Origin of the sequence: Allomuricauda sp. XS_ASV26 (assembly GCF_041224615.1) — a bacterium.
In the GTDB taxonomy this organism is placed as follows: Bacteria; Bacteroidota; Bacteroidia; order Flavobacteriales; family Flavobacteriaceae; genus Flagellimonas; species Flagellimonas alginolytica.
In genome coordinates this window covers 1,009,028-1,024,400 of the sequence record NZ_JBGFGK010000033.1, presented here as the reverse complement: position 1 = coordinate 1,024,400, position 15,373 = coordinate 1,009,028, and the positions used below count along the sequence as shown (strand labels likewise).

The window sequence follows — 15,373 nt, the reverse complement described above, 5'->3', positions numbered from 1 at the left end:
TTCATCCTGAGCCAGGATCAAACTCTTCATTGTATTTCCTTGAATGTCTGTCCGACACCCGAAAACACGAGTCCCCGCATCAAAATGGTTCTTTATAATTCTTACGCTGTCGTTACAATATGTATATGAACTTGTTTGTTTTTTTCTTCCAATTTTAGCCTTTCGGCTTTTCAGAAGCGCCCTGCCTTATCAGCTAAGCGGGTGCAAATATACGCAGGTTATTTTCTTTCCACAAAATGTTTTTGGATGTTTTTTTCGAAAAAAAATCAATTTACATATAAGTGCTTGTTTTTCAGTATTCAGAAATTTTACACTTTATCATTTTTATGAAAAGAAATTCCAAACCAATCCAAATCTTATCACAAAATCCCGGTATGGGTAATTGGGAGCGGAGTAATAATTCGGTTGGGAAAAAATAGAATTCAAGTGTTCGGCCTTTAAATATATCCGTGTTTGTTTTACCCTGGCATTAATAAATACATCCATTAAAGGGTATGCTCCAAACTCTTCGTTGTTCTGAATATAAAATTCACCCAATAAAGGGTGGTAGGCGTCCATGTTATAGGATGTAAAATATTTAAAGGTCACTCCTGTTTGAATGTACATGGCTTTTTTGAAAACGTCACTTGAATAGTATAAGGTATTCCTTGTAACCAGGTCGGGCACATTGACCACTTGATTCTCTTGCGTCACATTTTGATACATTACCGTGCTCATTAACGCCCATTTTCTCCACTTTACCTCTTTTTCATACTTTACTTTTAAGTGATTTATTGTGCTGGATTCTTGAAATGGCCTTACAAAAGCGGTTTCCTGACCCAATCCAATGGCTTCTTCGGTAGCTGTGGATGCAAAATAACTGTAGTTATCCACTGCACTGTATTCTGCTCGGATGTTTCCTACTAATTTAGAGTCCAGACCGAATTCGATGCTCTGTGTCTGTACTTTTTCGAATGTACTATTGTTTTGCCAGTTAAAATTTCGATAATCGCTTTGATAAAGTAAATAATTGAAGTCCGGCATACGGGACGAAATGTGTATGGCCCCTGTAATCTTATTGTTTTTGTTGAGCCTGTATGCCGCGATGGCATCAAGATTATTTCCTGTTAGGTTCCCAGATACTGTGTAATTAAGATTTCCCTGCAAATGCAGCGGGCCTATTGTATTTGCATAAGCTCCTCCAATCGACACCTCGTTCCCATCCAACTTATTCTGTATGATACCTTCTTCGGTCAATAGAATACTGTTGAAAAAGTAATTGTAATTGAACAGTGCTATGTTGCCGGACACCCTACCCAAAGTTTTGTTGAAAAATTCGACACTCCCTTTATTATACATGGTTTTTAACCGCGCCTGATCTTCAATGGGGATCAAAAATGGGTCGGTGCCAAATGCATCGTTCTGTTCGGATTGCCCAAAATCGTAAATTTTAGTCTCGTAACTAAATTCATGCCCCAAGGACAAACTTGTAGGTTCCGTATCCAATGAATCTTTTTTTTTGTTTACCAGCTTATAGTGTTGATCAAAGTAATATCGTTTTCCTAAAATTCGATTATTGGCATTGGTGTAGAGCAGGTCAATTTTAGCCCTGTCCTGAAAATCCGGCAAATCTCCTTCAAACTGATTTCTATCCAATAATCCGCCACTTTCTTCACTTTCCATTTCCTGGGCAGCGATATGACCGCGAATACCATACCTTCCATTTTCCGTAAGATAATTGAACGTAAACCTAAATTTACCATCTTGTGCTTCTTCGTACCTATATTTGCCCAATGACCGGAAGCCATTGTATGCTATGGATGCGTTAAATCTTTTGGTAATATTAAAGGTGAGCAATGCATCCAAATATTGCCCTTGCTCCATTGTGGTCTTGAACATAAGCTCCGTCATTGGAGTGGGCACACTATAATAGTTGACGTCCTCTTTCTCGAAATACCCTGGATGTTTTGCAGATGCCCCTATTCTTGGGTAATACGGGGTTGCCGACAAATTTAAACCTAACCGATTATAGGGCTGACCCATGTTGGCAAATGGCATTAACTCGAAATCGTCCTTTCTTAGGTAATTGTATATGTAATCCTTTTTAATGGTAAGTGTTGTGTCTACAATTGTAGTATCCTTGTTGTAGGATATGATCCTGTAATCATGGATAGTAATAGAATCCTTGGCAGTGGGCTTTGCTGGTTTCTTTAAATTTCCCTTGGGTTTATCCTTGGCTATAGAATCTTTGGATTGCAAAAGAAGACCTTCTTTTGGATCTAGATCTAAAGTATCCGCCTTTTTGGTTGGCGGCAGGGAATCCTGCTGCGCCATTATGAATTGTCCTAGTAAGATAAATAGGGTAACAAATAAAATTCTCATTCCACGTTATTGCTTGGACAAAGGTAAAAGTTTTGTTTCTAAAGAAATGTGAAAAGTTCAAACACAAAAAACCTTTAAAAATGAATTGTTTACCGAAGGAAATCAATTCTTTGAATTTATGATAATATTAAGATGACAAATCCAATGAAGTCCAATTAAATGTTGCTTATTGCACTGAATAGCATTTTTTTAATAAATACACAAACCAGTTGAAATTTTTAATTACAAATGAAATCTAAGTTGAATATTCTAGCTTTCTTAACAGTAACTGCAGGAGTTGCTCAAATTAACTTTACAAATCCAGACCACGGAAGCGTTGTTTCTTACCAAACAAAACAAATTGAACCTACCAATGTTGAGGCAGAAGGCTCACCTTATTTTGATGACAAATTTAAATATGGGCAAATTTTATTGAACGGTGAGCCAAAAACCACAGGAAACCTTAGATACAATGCGGTGAATAGCGAAATTGAGCTTCAAAAAGGAGAAAAAGAATATACTGCGGTCTTGAAACGCAACTACATTTCTGCACGAATCAGCAACAGACTCTACAAACTTTTTCCCTATTTTGATAATTCAAATGATGAATCCACAAGAATAGGGTATTTTGTTCCATTGAACGAAGGTGAAGTAAAATTACTTTATAAACCCGAAAAAAAATTGCGCCGCGGCAGAACAGGAACCACAAGCTATGACAGAACGACACCTCCCCGTTTTATAGATATAAGTTCTTATTATATTAAAAAAGGGGAGAATCCAGCAGAAAAGATTTACCTGAGAAAAGGCTCTTTTTATAACTTATTAGACAAAGACAAAATCAAAGAATTTGTAAAAGCCAACAATTTAAAATTAAGTAAGGAAAAAGATGCTCTAAAACTAATGCATTTTTATAATCGGAGTATGCAAACAAAATAGCATGAAGAAATATAATACTATTGATTAAAGTTTTCCGATAATATAAAAACCGGTCCGATAATTAAATCGGACCGGTTCTTTTTTTTAGACCAAATAATAGCCTTACTTTATTACTGATTTACACAAAACTCCAATGACTGAGAGGCACCAAACTCACCTCCTCTTGAAAGGACATCTAATATTGAACAATATAACTATAGCTAGCAACTCTATATAAAAGTATAGGACCCGATAAAAATGTCCAATCGCAAGGAGTTTAATTTTATTTAGATCAGGATAAAAACAACTCAAAGCATAGAATCACCAAACCTCTCAAACTTTTATTTCAAGACTTAGATATGATCCAAAATTATAAGAAGCCCAAAATATATCGAACAAATATCAAAAATATAAAGCACCCAACTAATTCTATCACCAAATAAACAAATTGGTATATAAACAAGTAGGACCTGAGTTAATATCCTATCAATTATACAAAATAAAAAAGACCAGGTAATTTACATACCCGGTCTTTCTTTTTAATTATTCTTTGACTCAAGGAATTACTGAGCGCAAAAATCAATTTCAATAGGACCTGCTTCTGTAGCTCCTGTTGCCCCTGAAGCAACTATATTTCCGTTAGGTGCCACAATACTAAAAGATATTTCACCCCAATTATCACCTGGGAAATTCCATTCCGCAGACTCGATACCTTCAGGAATTGTAATCGTTGTAGATCCCGACGAACCTTCATTGGTACAATCATAATTATTATCCTCATATGGCGTACAAAGTCCTACTTCGAATACAGTACCATCACTCAATGTAACTGTAATCCCAGGACCTCCATTTGCAGTGGTTGTTTGCCAACCATCACCATAGCTATCTTCCATATTAATCGTCCAAACACCAGGTGTTGGAGCCATATCACACTGCCTGAACAGAGAAATGGTTACCGTTTCAGTGCCGAAAGTCAAATCATTTGAATTGGACACGTCTGTGAGGTTAAGAACCAATACAACGGTACCTTCCTCCGGTAAAGCTTCAAAATTACCTTCAACAGTGACAACACCGGCAAATTCACCTGCAGCAATTCCTGAATTGCTAATTGAATACTGATCAGCGGTTGCAGTTGAAGACGCATCGACCTCCACAGAAATTGTTCGCTCTACATCGGATTCCGTACTAGCCGTTACATTGATATCAATAGAAGAACCCTCTGTAGGAACTCCTAAATTAATATTGGAGTCTTCGAATGATGCAATTGTTTGTCCTGACACAGGATTGTAAACAACTTCTTCCTCCTCACAGGAGGAGAAAACCAATATAAAGCCCACAAAAAGAACTCCAAATGTTTTATATATATTTTTCATCTTTTTAAGTTGTTAGCTATTAATAATTTGGATTTTGCGCCATGTTCGGGTTGGCATTAATTTCATCGATAGGGATCGGCAATTGAAACCTAAAGTCACCTGCTGGCAAGGTCAAGAATTCTGGAGGTGTACCAGAACCGTCTTGAATATCACCATTGTTAGAACGTTGAACCGCCTCACCTCTACGTTTAATATCAAAGAACCTGTGTCCTTCAAAACTTAACTCAACCCTTCTTTCCCACTGAATAGCATCTTCCAGTGCTTGTCCACTTTCCCCTCCAGTGTAAGAAGAGTATCTTGCATCACGAAGTATATCCAAGGTTGCCAAAGCATTTCCTGGCTGATTCAATTCAAATTGAGCTTCAGCTTTGTTCAACAACACCTCTGCAGCCCTTAGAACTTTAATATCTACCCGGCCATTAACCTGTCCAGGCTCTCCCAAGAACTTTCTTACAGCATTGTAGTTGTTATCCTGATTTGTAGCATCGTACTGCATCACCTCTCTTCTTAAATCATTAGGGTCAAGGCTATTAAAGAATTCGTAATCAATCACGTATTCAGATACAGTGTTCGGTGCGGTTGTCTGACTGTACAACACACCAACATTGTTAAAATTGGATTCCGAAGAAGTGTTCACAGACCATTCTATAATAACCCCTTCGTTGGAAGTATCTTCATAAACATCCAACAATGCACCTTCGACATTGGCATCCACAATATCCGCAGTAACTTGGTTAGCTGCATTGATTGCCAATTGATAGTCTCCATTATACAGGTACACTCTAGACAACATCGCATAAACAGCATCCCTATTCAACCTTCCTTCACCATTGGAAGTCCCAATTAATCCGGTAGCTTGTTCCAAGTCGCCTATTATTTCGGTATAGTTACTAGCCACGGTCTCTCTTGCTGGTTGAGCGAAAGGATCAGCCGTATCACCATCTTCAACCTTCAGATAAACAATACCAGGTGAATTTGCGGCATCGGCACTCTGTGTTGGTATCATTGCATAAATCCTTGCAAGATCAAAGTGTGCTATGGCACGTGCAGCCAATGCTTGACCTAAAATATTATCCTTCTCAGGACCATCGGCCAAGTTATCTATCTGGCCTATAACCAAGTTTGCTGCATTTACCGCCTCATATGCCTCGCTCCAATATAATGGTATCGCACCACCTGTATTTGGGTTATAACGGTAGTCATAGTAAACCTCATTAGATCTACGTCCAGTTTGGGCCAATATTACATTGTCAGCAAGAATATCGGGCAAACCCTGCAATCCTGAGCCGGTTGAAGAGTAATAGTTCCAGAATTGGCTATAGATTCCATCTACTCCATTTTGGAAACTAGACACACTATTAAAAAATGTTTCCGGATTACCTTCAGTAAATGGCTGAAGGTCATTTAGTTCGTCATCACAAGACACCAACAACGAAGTGGCGAACAAGGACGCTAAACAATATGTATATAACTTATTTTTCATCTCAATTTCTTTTTTTAAAATCCTATTTCTACTCCGAAAGTATAAGATCGAGTTTGTGGGTAACTAAACAAAGAGAACGCTCCAGGAATAAAACCTTGCGTTCCAGCCTGGGAACTCTCATCCGAACCAATACCAATTTCTGGGTCACCATTATACTCAGTAATCGTGAACAAGTTTTGGCCTGTAGCAAATACTCTCACTCTATCAATCCCTGATTTATCCAAAAACTTACTTGGCAAGTTGTAGTCTAGGGTCAATGTTCTCAAACGAAGATAATCACCTTTCTCCAACCATCTATCACTATCTTGATCTGCAGTTCCTTGATACAATGGACTAGGCAAAACATTTGTGTCCCCAGGTTGCTTCCAGTAGTTAAACGCCTCTGTTCTTAGGTTACTATCAATATTTCCAATTTCAATTCCAGCTTGTCTCTGGAAATTCAGGATATAGTTTCCGCTCTTACCTACAAAGTCAGCTCTCAAACCGAATCCACCCCACCTTACCGAGGTAAAGAATCCACCTTCGATGTTGGCATATGGTGATTTACCTTCCAGTATTGTATTAAAGCTTGCGCTATACTCATTAGTAATGTTTCCATCCAAATCATAATACAAAGGCTCCCCGTTTGCAGGGTTCACTCCGGCATACCTAACTGTATAATAAGAATTAATTTCCTCACCTTCTCTTAAAATATTGTAACCAAAGTCACCACTAATAATATCATCTCCATTAACCAAGCTCACTACTTTATTGTCCAAGAAGGAAATATTACCTCCGACTCTCCAAGTAAAGTTCTCCGCTCTAATCACATCAGCATTCAGAGAAACCTCAATACCGCTGTTTTCAACCTCACCAATATTCGCTAGGATTGAGTTGTCCTCATCACCGATTGTTTGTGACAATGGTTGATTAAGCAAAAGGTCTTTTGAGTTCTTTTTAAAGTAATCCACCACACCATTGATTCTGTTGTTAAACAATCCAAATTCAACACCAATATCCAAAATAGCTTGAGACTCCCATTGGATATTTGGGTTACCTACTCCAATAGGAATGGCAGTTGTATTACCGTTATATGTATTGAACTGCAACAAGTTCAAATAATTAAAGTCTCCAATATTCTGGTTACCCGAAGTACCATAAGAAGCCCTAAGCTTTAAGTCATTTACAAATGTACCTTCCAAAAATGCTTCTTTGGACAAGTTCCAAGCAGCACTTCCACTGTAGAAATAACCGTATTTATTATCAGGTCCAAATCTTGAAGATCCATCTCTTCTTACAGACGCGGACAAGATGTATTTGCTGTCATAATCATAATCTAGGAAAAGACCTTGTGAAAACAAGATTCTTCTTGCTTCATCAGAACCTGCGGCAGTAGCTTCAGCCGCAACGTCTTGATAAGGAATACCTGGAGAAGGAAATCCCCTACTGCTAGCAAAAAGATCCGTTGCGATATTCTCGTTGTACTCCAACAAGAAACTTGCGGAGAAATTATGATAATCACCAAAAGTGTCATTATACGAGAACAGGTTGTTTACGTTATACTGAAGCGTGTTGAAAAACTCATCTCTTTGAGTACCTGGAAAATTAGCATCACCGACAATAGAGTTCAACACACCACCAGCAAGAGATCTACTTGTATTATTTTGTCTATTGTTTGTTGCTCCCACAGAAAATCTGTTGGAAAATTTATCCGATAATTTAATATCTGCAAACAAACTACCGACAATCAAAAAGTTCCTATTATCCTCTGGCTCTGTTTCTAAGGCCCTTGCAATTGGAAATCCAGATCTTGTAGGGTTATATATTGGATTCCCCTGATCGTCCACAGCAATACTGCCGTCAGCATTTCTGCTAAACAACGGATCCCATGGATTGTAATCGTACATAGCACGGAAAGGGTTTTGAACATTGTTCCTATCCCTTGGCAAATCCGTAGTACTACGTGATAAGGAAAGACTTGTACCTATATTCAACCAGTCCTTAGCTTGGTAGGTAGTATTAATACGTGCCGTAATTCTCTCAAAACCATCAATTCTATCAATGATACCGGTGTTCTTATCATATCCCAAAGATAGATAATAGGTCATTTTTTCGTCACCTCCAGAAATAGATAATGAGTTTGATTGGATTTGTGACTTTCTCAACAACTCTTCCTCCCAATTGGTATCCAAACCAATTAATCTAGCTCTTTCCGCGTCATCTGCAGTTGCACCTGGCAACGAAGCAGCCGCACTTACACCCAACTCGGCATATTGTCTTTCGATTTCTAATTTTTGGGAAGCGTCCATCAAATCAAATGGATCCGATATTCTTTCACCAAAACCATACGAGGACCTAAAAGTAATCCTGGCATCTCCAGTTTTACCTTGTTTTGTGGTGATCAATACAACACCATTCGCCCCACGTGAACCATACTTAGAAACAGTCGCCGCATCCTTAAGAATTGAAAACGACTCAATATCGTTAGGGTTCAAATTGTTTATAAAACCAGAATTTACTGGAGTTCCATCTACCACATATAAAGGTGTAGTGTTAGCATTGATCGAACCAACACCCCTAATAGTAACAAATGCCGTTTGCCCCGGCCTACCATTTGCAGCAGTTACCTGAACACCTGCAGCCTGACCCTGAAGAATGTTATCCACACTCGTAGAAGGCACAAATGCCTCGATTTTCTCAGTTGATACTGTTGAAATCGCGGAGGTCGACAACTCTCTGGATCTAGAACCGTAACCTGTCACAACCACTTCTTCAAGAGCTTGCGCATCCTCTTCCATTTGTACATTAATACTTGAAGAAGCACCTACCGTTCTATCGACTGTTTTTTGGCCGATATAGCTAAAACGCAATACTTGACCTGTACTTACGGCAATTGTGTAATTACCATCAAAATCCGTTTGTGTTCCGTTTGACGTTCCAACAACGACTACGGCCACACCAGGAAGTGGCAAACCATCTTGGTCGGTCACATTTCCTGAAACTGTTTTCTCTTGTGCGTAAGAGAAAGAAATGCACAACGCCAACAAAGGCGTCAGCATCCATGCTAACTTAGCTTTCATTTATTTCATTTTTTGAATTAGTCCGCCCAAAAATCAATATAAAAAGTTAATATTCAAAAAAATTAACACCTTTGCCCAGAACCGACAAAGCCAACAATAATCAATATTTTTGATAATTTTAACATATTATTAGCAACACAAATCCCTATATATGTGATATGTAAGAATTTTTTTAACTTTTCTTTAATTAAAATGTATTTCTTGATAGCGACACTGTTAAATTTTGATAATTTATGTTAAAGTTGTGTTACCGATCTGTTGTTGAAACCGGCACCGACGAAGCCGGAAGAGGCTGCCTCGCTGGCCCCGTAACCGCTGCAGCGATAATTCTACCGCCCAAATTTTCCAACAACATCCTAAACGACTCGAAACAGCTTTCTGAAAACAAACGAGCCAGGTTAAGGCCTATTTTGGAAAAAGAAGCCGTCTCTTATTCCGTTTGCCATGTTTTTCAGGAAGAAATCGACGAAATAAACATTTTAAACGCTTCCTTTTTGGCAATGCACAGGGCCATAGACAAACTAGAGCCACGCCCTTCCTTTATTATAGTGGATGGAAACCGATTTAAACCTTATCCAAATATTGAACACGAATGCATCGTAAAAGGTGATGGAAAATACATGAGCATTGCAGCCGCCTCTGTTTTGGCAAAAACCTACCGAGATGAGTACATGGCCAAGATCCATGAAGAGTTCCCCATGTACAATTGGAAAAAAAACAAAGGTTACCCTACAAAAGAACACAGGGAGGCCATTCTAAAACATGGCCTAACAAAATACCATCGAAAAAGCTTTAGACAACTTCCCGATCAGTTGACACTGGATATTTAAAAACGCTAACTTTGTGTCAAACTTCAAGAATGAGACCAAAGGTACTTTTTTGTTTGCTCCCCTTAATCCTACTATCCTGCACAAAAGAAGTAAAGACCAAAGATTCTTTATTGGAACATTTACCGCCCGATCCTTCCCTTGTTATCAAAATATCCAATCTCACCAATTTTAAAAGTGAGCTAAAGAACAACGCATCGCTACAATCGGTAGAGCGGTTTTCCGGCTTGCAAGAAATAATGGCAAGGGTAAAAGGACTGGATCACCTCAATACAGAACAGACCTGTATACTTGCTCTTTATGAAGTAGGCAAGGACAATTTTGATTACGTACTGGCCACAAAAAATGAATCCGGACTGTTCAATGCAGATAGCGTTGCGAACAAAACGGTTGAAACCTTGAGCTATGAGGGTGCCAACATTACAAAATACCGCCTGGATGGACTGGAGGTTTTTAGCCTCAATAAAAACAAGGAGATTTTGATGAGTTCCTCCATGATGCTTTTGGAGAACATCGTTCGGCTTGGCCACAACACTTTGGTAGACCCGGTTTTGGAGAAATTGTACCAGGCCAGTTCCAAAAACAAATCAGCTACTCTGTTTATAAATCCGGCCAGCAATGCCGCCCTGCTACCGGTAAAAGAGATCCATGAAATCGCCAATCCGTTTTCTTCATGGATATCGTTGGATTTTACCGCCAATTCGGACGAAGTCAATCTAAACGGAGTGGCCATGGCACCAGATTCCATAAAAAGCTTCGTCAATTTGTTCAAGGGCACCTCTCCCCTTTCCAACAAAACGCCGACATATGCGCCAATTAATGCCCAGGCTATTTTATCGTATACTTTTGACGATTATCAGGTATTCGCTAAAAATCAAAACAACTATTTGGATAGGGTCAGAAAAGTGGACTCCCTTTTTAACACCATAGAGGAAGTCGGTGTGATCTATTTGAACAACCAAAAGGTTGTACTGTTAAAATCTTTCGGCACAGAAAGTCTATACGATTATCTTGATCAAAGGAAAACAGCTTCACAAACCTACCAAGGCAACGAGATATTGGAGCTTCAAGAAAAAAGATGGGTGGAGCAGAGTTTTACGCCGCTTGTACAAAATTTTGAATCCAATTTTTGCACATTACTTGATAATAGCTTTATTTTTTCCGAAAACAAGGAAGCATTACAAACCATAGTCAGTAGCTACAAAAGTTCATCCTCATTGGATAAAGATCAAGGCTATCTCACCGCAAAGGCTTCTTTGGCAAATGAATCGAGCATCCTGTTTGTTTCGGATGAAACAGGTATCAATTTACTTGCAGAGCGAGAACTTTCCACTGAAATGGTTTCCGACATCAAAGACAGCGATTTTAAGGATCAAGTTTTTGCCTCACAAATGGTAATGGACAACGGCTTTGGGCATTTTAATATTCTTGTGTCCAAAATTGCCAAAAGACAAGAACAAAATACCGTATCGCCCCTATTTACATTGGAACTGAACACCGATTTGGCCACTGACCCACAATTCGTGAAAAACCACCGGACCAAAAAACAAGAAGTTGTAGTGCAAGATCAGAACAATGTTCTCTATCTAATTTCCACCGACGGAAAAATTCTCTGGACCAAACAATTGGACGGAAGGATACAAGGTGACATCCAACAGGTTGATATCTACAAAAACGGAAAACTACAATTGGCCTTTTGCACCAACGATCAATTTTTGATCATAGATCGCAATGGGGACGAAGTAGCACCTTTTAATATTGATTTTGATGGAGGCAATCTAAACCCACTTGCCGTTTTTGATTACGATGGCAGCCGTAATTACCGCTTTGTGGTCACACAGGGCAAAAAAGTATTTATGTACAACAACCAAGGAAAAATTGTAAACGGTTTCACGTTTAAGGAAGCTCCAAGCAACATCCTTGGGGCTCCCAAACATTTTAGGGTGGGCAACAAGGATTATTTGGTATTTAAACAGGATAACAATACCCTAAGAATACTGCATCGTGTTGGCAGCGACCGTATAAAGGTGACCGAGAAAATAGATTTTTCCAACAATGAAGTGTTCCTTTATAAAAATAAGTTCTCGGTAACGAACAAAGCTGGAGTTTTGCACCAAATAGACACAAATGGAAAACTAGTGGCCACCAATTTTAACTTAAACGCGGACCACGGTTATTATGCCACAAGCAATACTTTGGTATTTATGGACGACAATATCCTAAGCATTAAAGGAAAAAAAGTTGAATTGGAACTAGGAGTTTATTCCAAGCCAAAAATATTCTATATCTACGATAAAATCTATGTTGCTGTAACGGACATCCAAAACCAACAAATCTATTTATTTGATAGTCAGGCCAAGCCCATACCAAACTTTCCGGTTTATGGCAGTTCCCTGATCGACCTCTCGGATATGGACAATGACAAAAAACTGGAGCTGGTCGCCAAGGACCAGGACAACTCGTTGATCGTGTACAAAATCAATTAACAAGATCTCGTAACTGCTACCTATACAATAGTTTAAACGAAATACACATATTTGATCATAGTGTAGTTTTCATTTTAGTAGTTTGTACGGTATTGCTATATCACAAACTAAAAAAACACTAGTAAAAATGAAAACCTCCAGCAAACTACTCTACTGTTTGTCAATTACACTGTTGATGGCTGCCAGTGCAGAAGCCCAATTTTTTAAAAAATTGGCCAAAAAAGCCGAACAGGCAGCCGAACGTACCGTTGAAAATCGGGTAGATAGAGAAACTTCAAAAAAAACAGACCAAGTCCTGGACAGTATTCTGGAACCGGGCACTGGTGGAAAACAATCCCCAGGCAACAATCCAGAAACCGGAAACATTCCTGGTGGCACCAATGAAAATTCCAACACCTCGGGGCCGGTAAAGGCCGAACCCCAGACCATCCAAGTATATAGTAAGTTCGATTTTGTCCCGGGAGACAAACCATTGTTCTTTGATGATTTTAATGATGATTTCATTGGAGATTTTCCATCTAAATGGAACACCAACGGTTCCGGCGAAGTGGTGACCCTGGGCAATATGCCCGGTAAATGGTACGCTATAGCCAATAGAAGCCTTACCGTACCCAACTTAGGAACCGACCTGCCAGAAGATTTCACCATCGAATTCGATATAAGAGCGGTAAACCTAACCAAGAACACAAGTTCCCAAGCGGTAATGCGCATTTATTTGTCGGAGACCGCCAACCTGACCACAAACGAAAACAATGCATTGTCCAGTCTCTCATTTTGCCAATATATACCCATTGGCGTTAAGGTGGACAATAATTTTAGCAGCGACCCGTCACCTATCCAAAATACCATGCAACAGGACTTGCGGGATATATTTCAAGATGTGGCCCATGTCTCCATTGCCGTAAATAAAAACCGATACCGCTTATGGATCAACCAGAACAAGATCGTTGATCTACCTCAATTTATAGTGGACCCAGAAAAAATAAACCATCTAAAGCTACACGTAAACGGAATAGATACCCAGAACAATCAAGAGCAAGTATTGATCAGTAATCTCAAGGTTGCCGAAGGCGGTGTTGATTTGAGAAGAAAACTAATGTCCGAAGGAAAAATTTCCACCAATGGTATTCTGTTCAATTCTGGCTCCGCAGAAATACTTCCGCAATCCATGGGAATTATAAGGCAGATTTCCCAAGTGTTGAACCAGGATTCTTCCATCAGCCTCAACATAGTTGGCCATACCGATTCCGATGGTACGGACGAAAGCAATATGGCACTTTCCAAAAATCGGGCAGAGGCCGTAAAAAATGCTTTAGTATCCGTTTATGGAATATCTCCGGACCGCTTGACCTCCGATGGAAAAGGAGAATCGGAACCTGTTGCCGACAACAGCTCCGCACAAGGCAAAGCACAGAACCGAAGAGTTGAATTCATTAAAAAATAATATCTCCGTAGAAAATGAAACGTTTATTTACCACACTATTTATTGCCACGTTCGCCATAACCATTGTACATGCACAGAACACTTGCAGCACTTACTATCCCATGGTCGATGGTGCCAAACTACAATACACCAATTATAACAAAAAAGGAAAAGAGGACGGCAAGTTTAATTATACAGTCACCAATGTACAAGGCAGTGGCAACAACATTAGCGCCACAATGGAAATGGAAATAGTGGACAAAAAGGGCAAGGTCTATACCTCTGATTATGATATAGTTTGCGATGGTGACATAGTTAAAATTGATTTTAAATCCTTGATGAACGAACAAATGCTAAGTCAAATGGGAGATGTTGAAATGGATATTTCCGGAACCGATATAGAACTGCCCAACAGTCTTTCGGTAGGCCAAGAATTACCAGACGCCAATATTTCGATTAAAATGAAAATGGGCGGAGCCATTAATATGAACACCAATGTGGAAACCGTTAACCGAAAGGTGGAAAAGCTTGAAAGTTTGACCACACCTGCCGGCACGTTTGACTGCTACGTGATCTACAGCGAGACCAAGACCAAAATGATGATGACCAACCAAACCTTGCCCTCACGCACGTGGTTCTCAGAAGGCGTGGGCATGGTAAAACAAGAATCGTATAACAAAAGTGGAAAACTGACCAATAGCATGGTCCTGACAAACTATAGTAAGTAGAGATAATTATTTACAAAAGAAAACCGAGGCAAATGCCTCGGTTTTTATTTGGTCATTATTTAAATTTTAAATCCAAGCCCCAAGCTAATCACGGAGGTTTTATAATAATCGTCCAGCTCAATCAATCCCCAACTATATCTTGCGTTCAATTCCAATCTATTCGTTATGTCAAAACTTAGACCTCCATTTAGCGCAAAATCAAACTGGTCAAACTCAGATAGCGGGTATTTGTTTTTTTGACCTTCCATTGAAGAGTCGTAAGGAAACTTTTTGAGGATTTCCTGTGTTTTTACAACATAACCTGCTTGTATCCCCAATTCCAAATGAAGGCGATCTATTAATTCTACCCTAAAATTGACAGGCAATAAAATCATCAATTGATTTCTAACACTAACTGCTTTACCTTCCTCTATACCATTTACAATAAGTCCTCTCGAAATTTTGGTTCCTTGGTTAGTAAATAGCAATTCTAACCTTATACTTGTCCTATCAGAAATTCCAACGTTGAAAAAACCGCCAACATAATAGCCGATTTTTCTTTTGTAGATATCATAATCCGTTCTAAACTGAGAATAGTTGGTTCCAGCTTTAATACCAAAGTTATTATCGAATTGTGCTGATGCTGTAAAACAAATTAATAGGGCAACAAGTAGGTTTGCTTTTTTCATTTTTAGATGTAAGATGATTAATTAGTTAAATGACTGTTATTAATTCGGCGGTGGGGAAAGTAACGAGTATA

The 15,373-nt window shown here is 39.0% G+C and carries 10 protein-coding genes; 5 read left to right on the top strand and 5 right to left on the bottom strand.

Translation table 11 applies throughout. The features are described 5' to 3' along the window. Positions 1-324 precede the first annotated feature (324 nt). Positions 325-2,361 (bottom strand): putative porin, encoded by a 2,037-nt coding sequence (locus tag AB9K32_RS16595; RefSeq protein ID WP_369885892.1) that lies wholly within the window; start codon positions 2,359-2,361, stop codon positions 325-327. Between the two features lie 228 nt (positions 2,362-2,589). Here AB9K32_RS16595 and AB9K32_RS16590 point away from each other — a divergent pair, with 228 nt between their 5' ends. Next, positions 2,590-3,276 (top strand): hypothetical protein, encoded by a 687-nt coding sequence (locus AB9K32_RS16590; protein ID WP_369885890.1) that lies wholly within the window; start codon positions 2,590-2,592, stop codon positions 3,274-3,276. Between the two features lie 542 nt (positions 3,277-3,818). Here the strand turns inward: AB9K32_RS16590 and AB9K32_RS16585 are convergent. From AB9K32_RS16585 to AB9K32_RS16575, 3 genes are read right to left on the bottom strand one after another with little or no spacing between them, the layout of a single operon-like run. Further along, a complete protein-coding gene (locus AB9K32_RS16585; protein WP_369885888.1) occupies positions 3,819-4,628 on the bottom strand; it encodes a hypothetical protein in 810 nt (269 codons plus the stop codon). 19 nt (positions 4,629-4,647) lie between these two features. Then, positions 4,648-6,111, bottom strand: a complete 1,464-nt coding sequence (locus tag AB9K32_RS16580; protein ID WP_369885886.1) for a RagB/SusD family nutrient uptake outer membrane protein — start codon at positions 6,109-6,111, stop codon at positions 4,648-4,650. A gap of 14 nt (positions 6,112-6,125) precedes the next feature. After that, positions 6,126-9,170, bottom strand: coding sequence for a SusC/RagA family TonB-linked outer membrane protein (locus tag AB9K32_RS16575; protein WP_369885884.1), 3,045 nt, complete (start codon positions 9,168-9,170; stop codon positions 6,126-6,128). 233 nt (positions 9,171-9,403) lie between these two features. Between AB9K32_RS16575 and AB9K32_RS16570 the strand changes: the two genes are divergently transcribed. The 4 genes from AB9K32_RS16570 (at position 9,404) to AB9K32_RS16555 (ending at position 14,634) form a co-directional block, all read left to right on the top strand. Next, a complete protein-coding gene (locus tag AB9K32_RS16570) occupies positions 9,404-10,000 on the top strand; it encodes a ribonuclease HII (protein WP_252080591.1) in 597 nt (198 codons plus the stop codon). Between the two features lie 29 nt (positions 10,001-10,029). Then, positions 10,030-12,483, top strand: coding sequence for a ribonuclease HII (locus AB9K32_RS16565; protein ID WP_369885882.1), 2,454 nt, complete (start codon positions 10,030-10,032; stop codon positions 12,481-12,483). A gap of 127 nt (positions 12,484-12,610) precedes the next feature. Continuing rightward, on the top strand, positions 12,611-13,927 hold the full coding sequence (locus tag AB9K32_RS16560) for an OmpA family protein (protein ID WP_369885880.1): 1,317 nt from the start codon (positions 12,611-12,613) through the stop codon (positions 13,925-13,927). A gap of 14 nt (positions 13,928-13,941) precedes the next feature. Further along, the gene (locus tag AB9K32_RS16555) at positions 13,942-14,634 is read left to right on the top strand and encodes a hypothetical protein (RefSeq protein ID WP_293293755.1); all 693 of its coding nucleotides are present in this window, start codon (positions 13,942-13,944) and stop codon (positions 14,632-14,634) included. A 59-nt stretch (positions 14,635-14,693) separates the two neighbouring features. On the opposite strand, the gene AB9K32_RS16550 is transcribed toward AB9K32_RS16555, so the two are convergent. Continuing rightward, positions 14,694-15,302, bottom strand: a complete 609-nt coding sequence (locus AB9K32_RS16550; RefSeq protein WP_224837814.1) for a porin family protein — start codon at positions 15,300-15,302, stop codon at positions 14,694-14,696. Between the last annotated feature and the right edge of the window lie 71 nt (positions 15,303-15,373).